The sequence below is a fragment of the Sphingomonas sp. 10B4 genome (genome assembly GCF_035019905.1).
Taxonomy (GTDB): Bacteria; Pseudomonadota; Alphaproteobacteria; order Sphingomonadales; family Sphingomonadaceae; genus Sphingomonas; species Sphingomonas glacialis.
Window position 1 is genome coordinate 1 of sequence record NZ_JASJVC010000021.1, and the last position, 14171, is coordinate 14171.

Consider the following 14171-nt stretch of genomic DNA (forward strand, 5'->3'; position numbering starts at 1 on the left):
CGCGATCGGCGCGCCCTGCTTGAGGTTCGCATGGAGATCGTCGGCGTAGATCGCCGCCTGATGCTCGTCGGGGGCGACGCGAGAAAATTAGATCGACGCGTTCCCGCGGGCCATTGCGACGATCCCGGTGCGCGCGACCTCGCACAGCCCGACTTCGCGCATCAGCGTGATGAACGTGTCGATCTTCTCGCGCCCACCGGTCACTTCGAACACGAAGCTGGTGGTGGTCGCATCGACGACGCGCGCGCGATAGACATCGGCGAGGCGGAGCGCTTCGATCCGGTGATCGCCCGTGCCCGACACCTTTAGCAAGGCAAGCTCGCGCTCGACATGCGGGCCGAGCGCGGTGAGGTCGGTCACCGAATGCACCGGGATCAGCCGGTCGAGCTGCGCAAGGATCTGCTCCATCGTCGCATCGCTCGCGGAGGTCACGATCGTGATCCGGCTGACCGCCTTGTCGGCGGTGACGTCGGACACCGTCAGGCTCTCGATATTATAGCCGCGGGCGGTGAACAGGCCGGCGATCCGCGCGAGAATGCCGGGCTCGTTGTCGACCATCACCGCCAGAGTGTGGCGCGAGGCTTTTTCCTTGGTGATGTGCATGATTACCTCGTCGCCCCGGCGCAGGCCGGGGCCGCTCCGTTGGGGAGTGAAACGGTGGATGCGCGCGATAGCGTAGCGGCCCCGGCCTGGGCTAGGGCGACGGAAATTGCACCCATCACACCAGCGCCTTCGCTTCGTCGTCCATTTCTCCCGACACTTCGCTCGCCTGGAGCAGCATCTCGGTATGCGCCGCTCCGCTCGGGATCATCGGGAAGCAGTTTGCCAGCTTGGCGACGCGGCAATCGACGATCACCGGACCGTCATGGTCGAGCATCGCGGCGATCCCGTCGTCGAGCTGGCCGAGCCCTTCGATGCGGATGCCCTTCCAGCCATAGGCCTCGCCTAGCTTCACGAAGTCCGGGAGGGAATCGCTGTAACTCTCGGAATAGCGGCTCGAATAGGTCAACTCCTGCCACTGGCGGACCATCCCCATATATTCGTTGTTGAGGATGAAGATCTTGACCGGCAGCCGGTATTGCGACGCCGTCGCCAGCTCCTGGATGTTCATCTGGATCGAGGCTTCGCCGGCAATGTCGATCACCAGCGCCTTGGGATTGCCGAGCTGCGCACCGATCGCGGCGGGCAGGCCGTAACCCATCGTGCCGAGGCCGCCGCTGGTCAGCCATTTGTTCGGCGCGTCGAAGCCGAAATGCTGCGCCGCCCACATCTGGTGCTGGCCGACCTCGGTAGTGATGATCGGCGCGCGCTTGTGCGTTGCCTCCCACAGCGCGCGGACCGCCCGCTGTGGCATGATGTCGTTATCAACCTCTGGAAAATCGAGGCTTTTCTTGGCGCGCCACTCGCCGATCATCTGCCACCAGGCGGCGAGATCGGGCTTGGGATGGCGTCGCGCCTTGAACACGCGGACCATGTCCTCGAGCGCGTGGCCGACATCGGCGACGATCGCGAGATCGACGCGCACGTTCTTGTTGATCGACGAGCGATCGATATCGACGTGGATTTTGCGGCTGAACGGGCTGAACGCGTCGAGCCGCCCAGTCACCCGGTCATCGAAGCGCGCGCCGAGGCAGACGATCAGGTCGGCCTTGTTCATCGCCAGATTGGCTTCGTAGGTGCCGTGCATGCCGAGCATGCCGAGCCACTGCTCGCCGCTCGCCGGATAGGCGCCGAGGCCCATCAGCGTCGACGTGACGGGCGCGCCGCTGACCCGCGCGAGTTCGCGCAGCAACTGGCTCGCCGCCGGGCCGGCATTGATGATGCCGCCGCCGGTGTAGAGGATCGGGCGCTCGGCGGCCGCGAGCATGTCGACCGCTTGCTCGATCGAGGTCTGGTCGGCCTTGATCTGTGGGCGATAGGTCTTGTGGCGAATGGGACCTGGCTTGGTGTAGCGCGCGGTCGCGACCTGGACGTCCTTGGGGATGTCGATCACCACTGGACCGGGGCGGCCCGATGTGGCGATGTAGAACGCCTCGTGGATCGTGTCGCCGAGCTTGGCCGGGTCCTTCACCAGATAATTGTGCTTCGAACAGTGGCGCGTGATGCCCACCGTGTCGGCTTCCTGGAACGCGTCGGTGCCGATCAGCGCGGTCGGCACCTGGCCGGTGATCACCACCATCGGGATCGAATCCATCAGCGCGTCGGTGATCCCGGTGACGGCATTGGTCGCGCCGGGGCCCGAGGTGACGAGCACCACGCCGGGCTTGCCGGTCGAGCGGGCATAGCCTTCGGCGGCATGCGTCGCGGCTTGCTCGTGGCGCACCAGGATGTGCTTGATCCGCCCGGAGCGGAACAGGGCGTCGTAGATCGGTAGGACGGCACCGCCCGGATAGCCGAAGACGACCTCCACGCCGAGATCGCACAGCGCCTCGATCAGGATGTCTGCTCCGCTTTTCTCGGTCACGTCTCGTCTCCCGTCGCGCCGCCAACGATTAGCAGCCTTCGAGCGGTGCTGCTAGAGAAACGAAATGTGCGTGTCAACGGCTATCTACGTAATAATATGTCGAAACTACCGCTTCTTTCGCCGCTTTCTAACGCGGCAGTCCGATGCCAGCTCGCCGGAGGCTGATTGCGGAACCAAGTATATTGGCGTTTTGCATATTGCCGCGTTGCGAGTGCGACCGCATCAACCGCTTGTTTTTGCGATATTTCTCCCAACAACGTAGACGCAACCTCCCTGACGCCAATGGCGCGCCGGATCGGGGCTTCGGGGGCGATTTCGCTGCGCGCGAGCAGCGCGCTCACTTCCGCGCGCGCACCGCCCGCGAGCATCGTCTCCGCGCGGCTATCGCAGCGCGCCCACAGCCAGTCACGATCGGGCAGCAGGACGATCGCGGCGAGCGCGATCCGCTCACCGATCCCACCGATCCGCTCTTCTTGCCAGCGTGTCAGCGTCCGCCCGGTCGAGCGCACCACTTCGAGCGCGCGCGCCACGCGCGTCGTGTCGGCGGGGGCGAGGCGCGCGGCGGCGGGGGGATCGAGCGCGGCGAGTGCCGCATGCGCCTGCGCAACCGGCAGCGCGCGGACCTCCGCGCGGACGGCCGGGTCGATCTCGGGTACCGGCGCGATTCCGTCGAGCAGCGTACGCAGGTATAGGCCGGTACCGCCGACCAACACGGGCAGCTTGCCGAGCGCGTGCGCACGGTCGATCTCGGCGCGCGCCTCGTCGGCCCAACGCGCGGCGGAATAGCTTTCGGCGCCATCGACATGGCCGAACAGCCGGTGCGGCACGCGCGCTTCGTCCGCCTCGGTCGGGCGCGCGGTCAGGACGCGCAGGTCGCGATAGACTTGCGCGGAATCGGCATTGATGACGATTCCGTCGTGACGTTCGGCGACCGCGATGCCGAGTGCGGACTTGCCGCTCGCGGTCGGCCCTGCGATGAGCGCGACCTGCGGGAGATTGACTGTGTTCATTGCCACCTTGATAGCATCGGAAACGCTCAGCGCAGGCGATCTTTCTGCAGCGATCGACCGGATTGCGGCTGTGGGCTGCGCACCGGCGACCTCGGCGTGGATCGAGCCCGAGAAGGCGGTCGATATCCTGTTCGGTGTTTCGCCCGACGCCGCGCGCAAAGCGCTCGAGGGTGTGTTCGAAGGCGTCGATGTCGTCGTGCAATCGGTCGACGGGCGCGAGAAGAAGCTGCTCGTCGCCGACATGGATTCGACGATGATCACCGTCGAATGCATCGACGAGCTCGCCGATTATGCGGGCATCAAGCCACAGATCGCGGCGATCACCGAAGCGGCGATGCGCGGCGAACTCGATTTCGAGGGAGCGCTCGATGCGCGGGTCGCATTGCTCAAGGGGCTCGACGAGGCGGTGATCGAGCGCTGTCTCGCCGAGCGCGTGACGATCATGCCGGGCGCCGTGGCGCTGGTGCGGACGATGCGGGCGCGTGGCGCGACCGCGATCCTGGTGTCGGGCGGCTTCACGCGCTTTGCCGAGCCGGTCGCCGAGCGGATCGGCTTCCACCGCGCGATCGCCAATCGGCTCGAGCTCGGCGACGGCGTGCTGACGGGCACGGTCGCGAAACCCGTCGTTGGCTCCGACACGAAATTGCAGACGTTGCTCGCGGCGCGGGCCGAGTTTGGCTTACTGCCCGAGCAAACGCTCGCGGTGGGCGACGGCGCGAACGATCTGGCGATGGTGCAGGAAGCGGGGCTCGGCGTCGCCTATCACGCCAAGCCGATCGTCGCCGCAGCGGCGGCGGCACGGATCGATCACGGTGATCTCTCTGCGCTGCTCTACGCCCAGGGCATCGCGCGCGACGATTGGGTGACCGCCTGACGCATGGCGTGCGCCGCGCTTATGGCGCGACGGGCACGCACGGCTTGATCGATCCGCACGCCGATTGCGCGGCGCCTTTCGACGCGAAGGGCCCGACGAGCACGCGCGTCATCGCGCCGCTTTTTACATAGGATACGTCTGCACCGCCGAACCGCCGACCGACCTGGCTCCACAGCTTGCGCGCATTGGCGGGGTCTCCGAACGAGCCGAGCTGCACCTTCCAGCCGCCGCGGCTGGTCGCGACCGCCGTCGGCGCTGGCCCGCGTGCTGGTTCGGGGGTGGGGCTCGGCGCGGGCGGGCGTGGCCGTTGCGGCTGAGGACGCTTCGGCTGCCGCTCGGGCGCTAGAGCCAGCACCTCGGGTTTGCGCGGGACGTTGGGGTCGTACGCGGACGGCGGCAAGTCGGTGCTACGCACGCCAGCGCCGCCCGGCTTGCTGGCGAGTGCAGGCGGCAGTTCGGGGCGTTGCGCCTCGGCCTCGTAGCGGCGCGCGAGCTCGAGGCCTTGCTGGCGCTGGTCGGTCGGGATCGCCTTGTCCATCTGCGCTTGGACTTCGGACGCCTTCGGCGTGTTGGCGGCGGCGGCGCGGACGATCCATGCATAGGCGCGCGGCCAGTCCTTCGCGCCGCCATCACCGTTGAACAGCATCGTGCCATAGACCAGCTGCGCGCGTGGCTCGCCGCGCAGCGCTGCTTTCTCGAGCCACGGCGCGGCGTCGTTCGGCTTGTGCTGATCGAACAGGATCAGCCCGTATTTCGCCTGGGCGGCGACATGGCCCTGGAGCGCCGCCTTGCGGAACCAGCTTTCGGCGACGGGAATATCGGTGGGTACGCCGCGCCCGAGCGTATAGGCCTGCGCGAGGTTGAACTGCGCGTCGGCATCGCCGGCATTCGCCGCCGGGCGCCATTCGGCAATGGCTTTCTTATAGTCGGCGCGGCCCCACGCCTCGACGCCCTCGCGCACATCCGCCAGCGCGGGGCTTGCCGAAAGCAGCGTTCCCGCCAGCGCCATCCATACTCGTTTGCGCATGATCGTCGTCCTGTCCCGTGCGTCTGTACCACCTGACCATGCCGACTAGCGCCGGCTTGGCAAAGATTTCGTTAGCCGTTTTGCGCCGCGCGCCGGCAGCACCGAGCGCGTTAACCCTTCCTTGACCGATCCTATGGCATTCGTTGGCCTCGATTAAAGGGGCGAAAGGGGCTCATGCGCGTTCTTGCGATGGCATCTCAAAAGGGCGGATCGGGCAAGACTACCTTGTCCGGCCACCTGGCAGTACAGGCGCAGCTCGCAGGGGCGGGGCCGGTGGTGCTGATCGACATCGATCCGCAGGGGTCCTTGTCGGATTGGTGGAACGAGCGGCAGAGCGAGTTTCCCGCTTTCGCGCAGACCACCGTCGCGCGGCTCGCCGCCGATCTCGAAGTGCTGCGCCAGCAGGGCTTCAAGCTGGCGATGATCGATACCCCGCCCGCCATCACCATGGCGATCCAGAGCGTGATCGCGGTGGCCGAACTGATCGTCATCCCGACGCGGCCGAGCCCGCACGATCTGCGCGCCGTCGGCGCGACGGTCGATCTGTGCGAGCGCGCGGGCAAGCCGCTGCTATTCGTCGTCAACGGCGCCACGCCCAAGGCGCGGATCACCTCCGAAGCCGCGGTCGCGCTGTCGCAGCATGGCACGGTCGCCCCGATCACGATCCACCACCGCACCGATTTCGCAGCGTCGATGATCGACGGGCGGACGGTGATGGAAGTCGACGCGAAGGGCCGCTCGGCGCAGGAAGTGCGCGACCTGTGGACCTATATCTCCGACCGGCTCGAGAAGAATTTCCGCCGCACGGTGTTCGCGACGCCGACCTCGATCAACGGCTTTGGCGCGCCGCGTCCCGCCGCGGGAGGTGGTTTCGGCCGCCGCGTGGTGAGCTGAGATGAGCATGTTCGGAAACCCCAAGCCGACCGCCCCCAAGGCGACGGCGTCGCTGTCCTCGACGTTGCTTGCGCGCAAGGGCATGGCGAAGCCCGCGATGCGCCCGCAGGGCTTTGGCGGGTTCGGCGCGATGCCGGGCGCGCACGACGATCTTGGCTGGAACGACATGGGCGACACGCCGCCGGTTCCGCCGGTGCTCGTCCAGCGCGAAGTGCTGCGCGAGGAATTTGCGCAACCCGTCGCAGCGCCCGAGCCGGTCGTGATGCCTGAACCCATTCCGGTCGCTGCCGAGCCCGAGCCAGCTGCAGCGTTGGAGCCCGAGCCTGCGCGCCTCGTGTCGAAGCCCGTTTCGGTCGCAACCGCGACGCGGATCGGCCGCGAGACGAGCAAGAAGCACAACAAGAAGCGCCCCAAGTCGGCGTTCACGCTGCGGCTCGACGAAGACCGGCATCTCCGCCTGCGTCTGGCCAGCGCGCTGCACAATGCCTCGGCCCAGTCGCTGGTCACCGAGGCGCTCGATCAATTCCTGCAAACCTTGCCCGAAGTCGAAAATCTGGTGCGCCAGTTGCCGACACGGGCGCAGCGATAAACCCCGAGGAGGGCGTTACGATGAAGACCCGGTCCGCCATCACTTTCGGCCCGCTTACCGTGGGGCTTTCGCTCCTCATGCTCGGGGGCACGATCGCGGCGACCGCAGTGTCGACGATCGCCGCTGCCAGCGCCCGCGCGCAATCGCGCGCCGAGAAGGAAGCGCGGACCGAGGCCGCCGCGGCGCAGCAGGCGTTGCGCGCAGGCCGTTTCGCCGAGGCGATCGGCCATGCCGAGCGCGCCGTCGGCGACCAGCCCGACGCAGCCGAATACCGCATGATTCTTGGCCAGAGCTATCTCAAGGCCGGGCGCTTCGCTTCGGCGCGCGATGCCTTTGCCGACACGCTGACGCTTGCCCAGGGCAACGGCAAGGCGGCATTGAACCTCGCGCTCGCGCAGATCGCGACGGGCGACTGGGCCGGCGCGCGCACGACGCTCGACGCCAACGCGGCGACGATCCCGGTCAGCGACCGCGGCCTTGCGATCGCGCTCGCGGGTGACCCCGCAACCGCGGTCGAAATGCTCGGCGCTGCGGCGCGCGGCCCTGAAGCCGACGCCAAGGTCCGCCAGAATTACGCGCTCAGCCTGGCGCTTGCCGGACGCTGGCGCGAGGCGCAGGCGGTGGTGGCAATGGATGTCGCCCCGGCCGATGTCTCGCGGCGCATCCTCGATTGGTCGACCTTCTCGCGGCCCAGCTCGGCATCGGATCAGGTCGCGACCTTGCTCGGCGTAACGCCAGCGGTCGATCCCGGCCTGCCGGTCGCGCTTGCACTCAACGGCGCGGCGCGCGGCGGCACGACCGCGCTGGCGAAGGCCGAGCAGCCGATCGACAGCTATATGCCCGGCCAGGTCGGGGCCGAGCCTGCAGCCCCGTCGGCCCCCGTCGCAGTGGCCGAAGTCGCTGCGGCGCCGACGCAGCAAGTCGCCGCGGTCGGTCCGACGATTGCCGGCGTGGTGTTCGCCGAACGCAAGGAAGTCGTTCAGGCGTTGCCGGTCGCCTATGCCAAGGCCCCGACCAAGCGCGGCAGCGTGGCGGCGCGGATCGCGGTCGCGAACAGCGGCGCTGCGCCACGCGCTGCGTCGGCATTCCCCGAACCGCGTGCGCCGATGCGCGGCGGCTTCGTCGTTCAGCTCGGCGCCTATGATACCGCAGGCGTCGCGCATGATGCGTGGACGCGTGTGACGCGCCGGTACGCCGGTTTCGCGAGCCACACGCCGCAGGGCATGACTGTGTCGCGCGGCGGCAAGCAATTCTACCGCTTGTCGGTCGGCGGCTTCGCGCGCGCCGATGCGGTGTCGATGTGCCAGCAGTATCGCAGCCGTGGCGGCGCGTGCTTCGTCCGCGCCGGCGCGGGCGATCAAGTCGCGATGTGGGCCAAGGGGCGCGAACTGGCGTCGCGCTGAGGCGGCGTCAGGCGGGGACGGGAAGGGCTGTACCGCCCTTGAACAGCCGCAGCACCTTGCCCTGTACCGGCAGCCCGTCGAACGGCGTATTGCCGGCCTTGGCGTGAAGCCGGTCGCCCGCGATCTGCCACGGTGCTTCGGGCGCCAGCAGCAACAGATCCGCGGGCGCGCCGACGCCAAGCGACCCCGCTTCCACGCCGAGCACCTTCGCCGGATTGGCCGCGAGCAGCGCGAACAGGCGCTGGAGCGAGATCGTCTCGTCGCGCACCAGACCAAGGCCAAGCGCGAGCAGCGTTTCGGCGCCCGCCATTCCCGATGCCGAGTCGGCGAAGGGCAGGCGCTTTTCCTCGGGCCCACGTGGATCATGGCCCGAGCACAAAACGTCGATCGTCCCGTCGGCCAAGGCAGCGACCGCGGCCTGGCGGTCGCTCTCACTGCGCAGCGGCGGCGAGAGGTGTGCGAAAGTGCGGAAATCGGTCATCGCGATGTCCGACAGCAGCAGATGCGCGGGGGTAATCCCGCACGTCACGCGGACACCGCGCCGCTTGGCCGCACGCACCAGCTCGAATCCGGCGGCGGTCGTGACCTGGCGGATGTGAAGCGTCGCGCCGGTCTCCTCGGTGAGCATCAGGTCGCGCGCAATCGCGAGTGCCTCGCCGATCGACGGGGCGGAGGGGAGGCCCATCCGCGTCGCGGTCTCGCCTGCGGTGGCGACGGCGCCTGCGGTGACGCCGCCGTCTTCGGCATGGGTGATGACGCTCAGACCAAGATCGCCGGCATAAGCGAGGACTTTGCGCATCACCCCCGAATCGGCGATCCAGCGAGCGCCGGTCCCGACCGCGCGCGCACCGGCATCGCGGTTGATCGCCATCTCGGCGAGATCGGTGCCGGCGAGGCCACGCGTCGCCGCGGCGATCGGATGGATCCATAGGCCAGGGCGGCCGATCAGCGCTGCGCGCTGGACGATGCCGGGATCATCGAGCACCGGCGACTGATCGGGCATCAGCCCGACGCGAACGATGCCGCCGGCATGGAAGGCGGGCAGGTCGATCGCGAACACGCCGAGATCGACGATCGCGGGCGCAAGCGTCGCGCCGCCGCAATCGATCGTCTCGGCCCCTGCCGGTACGTCGATCAACCCGGTCGCGACGATCCGGTCGTTCTCGACGAGCACGCCGCCCTGCGACACGCCGCCGAGCGGGCAGACCAAGGTCGCGTTGAGCAAGGCGAGCATCCGGCTCATGCCCAGCCCGCCACGCCGCGCGAGCGCCGCGTCAGCACATCGAGGCACGCCATGCGGACGGCGACTCCCATTTCGACCTGTTCGGTGATCGCCGAGCGCGCATGGTCGGCAACAGCCGAATCGATCTCGACGCCGCGGTTCATCGGCCCCGGGTGCATCACCAGCGCATCGGGCGCGGCGCGCTCGAGCCGCTTGAGCGTCAGCCCGTAGCGCAAATGGAACTCGCGGTTCGACGGGATGAAACCGCCCGCCATTCGCTCGTTCTGAACGCGGAGCATCATCACGACGTCGGCGCCCTCGAGCGCGGTGTCGAAATCGGTGAAGGGGGTGACCCCCATCCGCTCGATCCCCTCGGGCATGAGCGTCGCCGGTGCACAGACGCGGACTTCGGCGGCGAGCGCGGTCAGCGCGAGAATGTTCGAACGGGCGACGCGGCTGTGGAGGATGTCGCCGCAGATCACGACGCGCTGCCCGGCGATCGTGCCGCGGCGGCGACGGATCGTCAGCGCGTCGAGCAAAGCTTGCGTCGGATGCTCGTGCTGCCCGTCGCCAGCGTTGAGCACCGGGCAATCGACCTTGCCCGCGATCAGCCGGACCGCGCCCGAGCTCATGTGGCGGATGACGATGACGTCCGCGCGCATTGCGTTGAGCGTCATCGCGGTGTCGATCAGCGTTTCGCCCTTCTTCACCGAGCTTTGCGCCGCATGCATGTTGACGACATCGGCGCCGAGCCGCTTGCCCGCGATCTCGAACGACAGCAGCGTGCGCGTCGAATTTTCGAAGAAGGCATTGATCAGCGTGAGCCCGCCCAGCCGCTTGTCACTGATCGCGCGCGTCCGGTTGGCGGCGACCCAGCCATCGGCTTCGTCGAGCAGGAAGACGATTTCGTGGGGCTGCAATCCCTCGATGCCGGTGAGGTGCCGGTGCGGAAACACGGCGCGGCCCGGGATGAGCGAGGCGGGGCGGTGATCGGAGGGTTGCATCGAGGCCGTCGGGTAGCCGTGCCGCGGGTTGCTGGCAAGGCCGGATAGGGCGGGAGAGGGCCGCGAGCGACCCTCTCCCGACATCGTATGATCAGTTCGACGGCTCGTGATACGGGCAGCCATTCACCCGCGCGCGGAAGTCCGCCGAGTGACGATAGGTATCGCGCCGGGCGCGGTTGATGTTGCCGAGCGGTTGGTGCGCGGCGATCCCGGTCCACACGCTGAAGCGCGTTTCCTCGTTGATCTGCTGGACGTGGGCGTCGCTCCAGCTGTCCTGCGCCGCGGCGCGGATCGTGCCGACGCGCATGAACGGGCTCGTCCACAGCACCGTCGCATCCTCGACCGGCTGCGCTTCGAGATCGCGGCATAATTGAACGCGGAATTCCCATTCTGCGTCGAGCGTGCGCATTTCGGTGCGGACGTCTTCGCGGATCGCGTCCTGACGACCCCCGATCGCGATTTCCTTGCCGCTCAGCGCGATCATTGCCGGCGCCACGGGTGCGATGCTGAACTTGGCGATATAGTCGCCGAAGCGGAAGGCTGTCGCGCTGTAATAGGTCTCGCCGAGCGGCTCGACATTGGGTGCGCCGCCAAGCGAATTGATCGCCGCGGGAGCCTCGGCCCCGACCGCTTCGAAGGCATGCCGTACGCCGCGCAAGGCGGCCGAGACCACCTTCTTGGTGCCCTCGAGCCGATCGGTGGTCTTGGCGAGCAGCTTGAGGTTGCCGAGGAACTTCTCGGCGGTCTTCGCCTGGAACACCGGGCCGTTGACCATCACGAAGTCCTGCGCGGTGCCCTCGGAGCCTGGCAAACGGTCTCCAGCGACATCGAACACCTTCATGGCGAGGCCGCGCGGCAGGCCGATCGCATCGGGCAGGATATCGCCGGCATTGGTCGACAGCCGGATCAGCACCTTGTGGCGTCCGCCCTGCGCGAACAGGCCCTGCGCGAGCTCGGCCGGCAAGTCCGAATCGATCGTCAGTTCGCCTTCGAGCAGCCCGTGCGACTTGGCGTGGACCGATCGCACGGCATGACCATAGTCCTCGGCCGTCCGTTCGAGGATTGTATCGAAGGTTTCGTTGAGATCTGTAACGGTTGCTTGCTCATCTGGCTGGGGTTGCTCGACGTCGGGACGGTAGCGGATCGGGGACTGTAGCATAGAGACGCCTTTACTTGGGGGGCTGCATCTTAAGGAACACGCGAGCCCAACGCGCCAGCGCGACAAACGCTGCCTGTCGGGTTTCCTGCTGCCTTTCAGCAAGCGTTCAGAATTGCCGATTTGGCGGTTTTCCGCGGGATAGCGTGGTTTCTCCCTGCCGTGGAAGCCGCACGTCCTGCCGGATAGCGGTTGCCAAGCCGGGCACGGCTGCGCTTGTGAACCGCACCACGCCATTTCAAAAAGGTAAGTATATGCGTTCCAATCTTGTGAAGTCCGCAACGGTAGCCATGATCCTCGCCGGATCGATCGGCGTCAGCGGCTGCGCGACCAAGGGTTATGTCAACCGCCAGATTGCCACCGTGAACACGCGCATCGACGGCATCGATGGCCGCGTCCGCACCGTCGAAGGCGTGTCGGGCCAGGCGCTCACCCAGGCACAGGCTGCTGCCGGCCAGGCACAGCAGAACGCACAGCGGATCGACCAGATCAGCGGCCGCGTCGATGGGCTCGACCAGCAGGTCCAGCAGCAGGCACAGCGCGCACAGCGCCGCCCGCGCGGCTGATCGCACTCCCGCATTCCTCTTATTGTGACCGGACGCATTGCTGAGCCAAGTCGAGATGCCAAACAGGCCGTTCTCTCTGCGTCATGGTGTGGGCATGGCCGCAGCACTGCTGGGTCTGATCGCAGGCGCGATCGGACCCACGGCAGGGCTCGGCCGTGCCCCGCTGTCCGACAAGGCGGCGTCGCCTTCGGTGGCGACGCCGTCCAGTCGCAAGCCCGTAAAGGCCAGGGGTAACGCCCCGGCCAAATCCCTGTCCAAGGGTGGGGCCAAAACCGCCGCTGCGCGCCGAGCGGCGGCCAAGGCCAAGGCCACCGACACGCCGCCGCTGCCCGAACCGGTGCGGTCCGAGGCGGCGAGCCGTGTGATCGCCTGGGTCGGATCGGCGCACGACAATGGTACGCTGCCCTATATCGTCATCGACAAGCAGGCGGCCTCGCTTTCGCTGTTCGATGCGAAGGGCACCTTTCTCGGCGAGACCCCGGTGCTGCTCGGCATCGGCATCGGCGACGATTCCACCCCCGGGGTGGGCGCCAAAGACCTGTCCGAGATCGGGCCGGCCGAACGCACGACGCCAGCCGGGCGGTTCGTCGCCAAGTTCGGCCGCGCGTTCGGGCGCCAGCGCGTGCTCTGGGTCGATTACGCCAATTCGGTGGCGCTCCATGCCGTGATCACGACGCACAAGAAGGAACAGCGCGTCCAGCGCCTGCTGTCCCCAACGCCCGACGACAATCGCATCAGCTTCGGCTGCATCAATGTCGGGACGAGCTTCTACACCAAGCAAATTCGGCCATTGTTCCTCAAGACGGGCGGGGTGGTCTATATCCTCCCCGACACCAAGCCGCTCGATACCGTCTTCCCGCGGGTACGCTTGCTGCCGTATCTCGCGCCGACGGCGCCGGCCGAGCAGGTCTCGGGCTAGGGGCTGTCGGCTCTCCGGGCCGCCGCGTGCCCGGATCAAAGGAAGTGCCATGATCTTGCTTGCCCTCGCGATCGCCGCACCCGAAGCACCGCCGGTGGTGGTGAGCCCGCTCCAGACTTCGCAACTCGCCGAGGCGTGCAGCGGCAAGGATGCCGACACGACCGCGAGTTTCTGTACGGGCTATATCCTCGGGGCGTTCGACGCCTTGTCGTTGTCGCACCAGATCTGCCCCTCGGCGGCCAATGCGTCGACGATCAAGGTGGTGAGCGTCGCGCGCAAATATCTTCGCAGCCACAAGAAGAGCTGGAGCAGCGCGCCGATCTTCGTGATCCGCACCGCGCTGAAAACGGCCTTCGCGTGCAAGGGCCCCTGAACGCCGCTCGCGCGGCTGCTCGGTCCGTGCAGCCAAACGGGGATGACAGGATCGCGAAACGCTCCTAGTTCCGCGGGCGATGGCCGCCCTTCGCATCCTGTTCCGAGCGCATCGGCGGCTGGCCGGCCTGCTGCTGGCGCTCGCGCTATTGGCCAAGATCATGATTCCCGGCGGCTTCATGCCCGTCGTCACCAGCAACGGCCTCGTGCTCGAACTGTGCTCCGGCATGGAACGCACGCAAGCGCCGATGGCGATGGCAATGCCGGGCATGGCGGGCGACCATCACGACCAGAAGGGCGACAAGGCCGAAAGCCCGTGCAGCTTTGCCGGCCTGACGGCTCCCGTCATCGCCGGTGCCGACCCCGCATTGCTCGCGATTGCCGTGCTGTTCATCCTTGCGCTCGGCCGGCTGGCCGAGCGTCGGGTCGTGCTGCCGTATCGCCATGCGCTGCGACCGCCGTTGCGCGGACCCCCGGTAGCGGCCTGATTCCTCGCCGCAAGGCTGAGCGACGGTGCGCGCGGATCAGGTCCGGGCGCACGGGATAGCAATCGCGATCGCTGACAGGCGCCGGGTCGGTCCGACCGGGCGGCTGGCGTCGCGTCACTGGCGGGTGTTGCGCCCGCTTCCCGATCCCCGTCGACAGTCTGTGTGGCGAGCAGCGCTCGATCG

General features: G+C 67.7%; 15 protein-coding genes. 8 read left to right on the forward strand and 7 right to left on the reverse strand.

What is annotated here, in order from left to right; all coding sequences use genetic code 11:
• Positions 1 to 87 precede the first annotated feature (87 nt).
• The 3 genes from ilvN to miaA all read right to left on the reverse strand — a co-directional run bounded on the left by ilvN (position 88) and on the right by miaA (position 3474).
• Positions 88 to 603, reverse strand: a complete 516-nt coding sequence (ilvN, locus tag QN347_RS08455; RefSeq protein WP_133188762.1) for an acetolactate synthase small subunit — start codon at positions 601 to 603, stop codon at positions 88 to 90.
• Between the two features lie 115 nt (positions 604 to 718).
• Positions 719 to 2464 carry an acetolactate synthase 3 large subunit gene (locus tag QN347_RS08460; RefSeq protein ID WP_322163446.1) on the reverse strand — a complete coding sequence of 582 codons (1746 nt, stop codon included), beginning with the start codon at positions 2462 to 2464 and terminating at the stop codon, positions 719 to 721.
• Between the two features lie 80 nt (positions 2465 to 2544).
• Complete coding sequence (gene miaA / locus QN347_RS08465) at positions 2545 to 3474, reverse strand: tRNA (adenosine(37)-N6)-dimethylallyltransferase MiaA (RefSeq protein ID WP_322163448.1); 930 nt, start codon at positions 3472 to 3474, stop codon at positions 2545 to 2547.
• On the opposite strand from miaA, the gene serB reads away from it, so the two are divergent.
• On the forward strand, positions 3467 to 4348 hold the full coding sequence (gene serB / locus QN347_RS08470) for a phosphoserine phosphatase SerB (RefSeq protein ID WP_322163449.1): 882 nt from the start codon (positions 3467 to 3469) through the stop codon (positions 4346 to 4348). The two genes, miaA and serB, sit on opposite strands and share 8 nt — an antisense overlap.
• Before the next feature lie 19 nt (positions 4349 to 4367).
• On the opposite strand, the gene QN347_RS08475 is transcribed toward serB, so the two are convergent.
• Positions 4368 to 5375, reverse strand: coding sequence for an SPOR domain-containing protein (locus tag QN347_RS08475; protein ID WP_322163451.1), 1008 nt, complete (start codon positions 5373 to 5375; stop codon positions 4368 to 4370).
• Between the two features lie 174 nt (positions 5376 to 5549).
• Between QN347_RS08475 and QN347_RS08480 the strand changes: the two genes are divergently transcribed.
• The 3 genes from QN347_RS08480 to QN347_RS08490 are packed head-to-tail and all read left to right on the forward strand — an operon-like array spanning position 5550 to position 8261.
• Complete coding sequence (locus QN347_RS08480) at positions 5550 to 6269, forward strand: ParA family protein (RefSeq protein WP_133188754.1); 720 nt, start codon at positions 5550 to 5552, stop codon at positions 6267 to 6269.
• A 1-nt stretch (position 6270) separates the two neighbouring features.
• Positions 6271 to 6858 carry a hypothetical protein gene (locus tag QN347_RS08485; RefSeq protein ID WP_133188752.1) on the forward strand — a complete coding sequence of 196 codons (588 nt, stop codon included), beginning with the start codon at positions 6271 to 6273 and terminating at the stop codon, positions 6856 to 6858.
• A 20-nt stretch (positions 6859 to 6878) separates the two neighbouring features.
• Positions 6879 to 8261, forward strand: coding sequence for a tetratricopeptide repeat protein (locus QN347_RS08490; protein WP_322163455.1), 1383 nt, complete (start codon positions 6879 to 6881; stop codon positions 8259 to 8261).
• A 7-nt stretch (positions 8262 to 8268) separates the two neighbouring features.
• Here QN347_RS08490 and QN347_RS08495 read toward each other — a convergent pair whose 3' ends face one another.
• The 3 genes from QN347_RS08495 to QN347_RS08505 form a co-directional block, all read right to left on the reverse strand.
• On the reverse strand, positions 8269 to 9504 hold the full coding sequence (locus tag QN347_RS08495) for a dihydroorotase (RefSeq protein WP_322163456.1): 1236 nt from the start codon (positions 9502 to 9504) through the stop codon (positions 8269 to 8271).
• Positions 9501 to 10487: an aspartate carbamoyltransferase catalytic subunit gene (locus tag QN347_RS08500; RefSeq protein WP_133188746.1), complete on the reverse strand. Its 987-nt coding sequence runs from the start codon at positions 10485 to 10487 to the stop codon at positions 9501 to 9503. Before QN347_RS08500 ends, QN347_RS08495 begins: the two co-directional genes overlap by 4 nt.
• A 91-nt stretch (positions 10488 to 10578) precedes the next feature.
• Positions 10579 to 11646 carry a catalase family protein gene (locus tag QN347_RS08505; protein WP_322163459.1) on the reverse strand — a complete coding sequence of 356 codons (1068 nt, stop codon included), beginning with the start codon at positions 11644 to 11646 and terminating at the stop codon, positions 10579 to 10581.
• A 251-nt stretch (positions 11647 to 11897) separates the two neighbouring features.
• On the opposite strand from QN347_RS08505, the gene QN347_RS08510 reads away from it, so the two are divergent.
• The 4 genes from QN347_RS08510 to QN347_RS08525 all read left to right on the forward strand — a co-directional run bounded on the left by QN347_RS08510 (position 11898) and on the right by QN347_RS08525 (position 13988).
• Entirely contained in the window at positions 11898 to 12209 is a 312-nt protein-coding gene (locus QN347_RS08510; protein WP_322163460.1) for a hypothetical protein, read from the forward strand.
• A gap of 94 nt (positions 12210 to 12303) precedes the next feature.
• Positions 12304 to 13128, forward strand: coding sequence for a hypothetical protein (locus QN347_RS08515; protein WP_322163461.1), 825 nt, complete (start codon positions 12304 to 12306; stop codon positions 13126 to 13128).
• Between the two features lie 49 nt (positions 13129 to 13177).
• Positions 13178 to 13501 carry a Rap1a/Tai family immunity protein gene (locus QN347_RS08520; RefSeq protein ID WP_189674927.1) on the forward strand — a complete coding sequence of 108 codons (324 nt, stop codon included), beginning with the start codon at positions 13178 to 13180 and terminating at the stop codon, positions 13499 to 13501.
• Between the two features lie 79 nt (positions 13502 to 13580).
• Positions 13581 to 13988 (forward strand): DUF2946 family protein, encoded by a 408-nt coding sequence (locus QN347_RS08525; RefSeq protein ID WP_322163463.1) that lies wholly within the window; start codon positions 13581 to 13583, stop codon positions 13986 to 13988.
• Positions 13989 to 14171 lie beyond the last annotated feature (183 nt).

Bases quoted from the DNA above. Each gene is read 5' to 3' on its own strand.
- QN347_RS08480 (WP_133188754.1), top strand. From the start codon at position 5,550: ATGCGCGTTCTTGCGATGGCATCTCAAAAGGGCGGATCGGGCAAGACT.
- QN347_RS08495 (WP_322163456.1), bottom strand. From the start codon at position 9,504: ATGAGCCGGATGCTCGCCTTGCTCAACGCGACCTTGGTCTGCCCGCTC.
- QN347_RS08525 (WP_322163463.1), top strand. From the start codon at position 13,581: ATGGCCGCCCTTCGCATCCTGTTCCGAGCGCATCGGCGGCTGGCCGGC.
- QN347_RS08515 (WP_322163461.1), top strand. From the start codon at position 12,304: ATGGCCGCAGCACTGCTGGGTCTGATCGCAGGCGCGATCGGACCCACG.
- QN347_RS08505 (WP_322163459.1), bottom strand. From the start codon at position 11,646: ATGCTACAGTCCCCGATCCGCTACCGTCCCGACGTCGAGCAACCCCAG.
- QN347_RS08500 (WP_133188746.1), bottom strand. From the start codon at position 10,487: ATGCAACCCTCCGATCACCGCCCCGCCTCGCTCATCCCGGGCCGCGCC.
- QN347_RS08520 (WP_189674927.1), top strand. From the start codon at position 13,178: ATGATCTTGCTTGCCCTCGCGATCGCCGCACCCGAAGCACCGCCGGTG.
- QN347_RS08490 (WP_322163455.1), top strand. From the start codon at position 6,879: ATGAAGACCCGGTCCGCCATCACTTTCGGCCCGCTTACCGTGGGGCTT.
- QN347_RS08485 (WP_133188752.1), top strand. From the start codon at position 6,271: ATGAGCATGTTCGGAAACCCCAAGCCGACCGCCCCCAAGGCGACGGCG.
- QN347_RS08510 (WP_322163460.1), top strand. From the start codon at position 11,898: ATGCGTTCCAATCTTGTGAAGTCCGCAACGGTAGCCATGATCCTCGCC.
- miaA (WP_322163448.1), bottom strand. From the start codon at position 3,474: ATGAACACAGTCAATCTCCCGCAGGTCGCGCTCATCGCAGGGCCGACC.
- ilvN (WP_133188762.1), bottom strand. From the start codon at position 603: ATGCACATCACCAAGGAAAAAGCCTCGCGCCACACTCTGGCGGTGATG.
- QN347_RS08475 (WP_322163451.1), bottom strand. From the start codon at position 5,375: ATGCGCAAACGAGTATGGATGGCGCTGGCGGGAACGCTGCTTTCGGCA.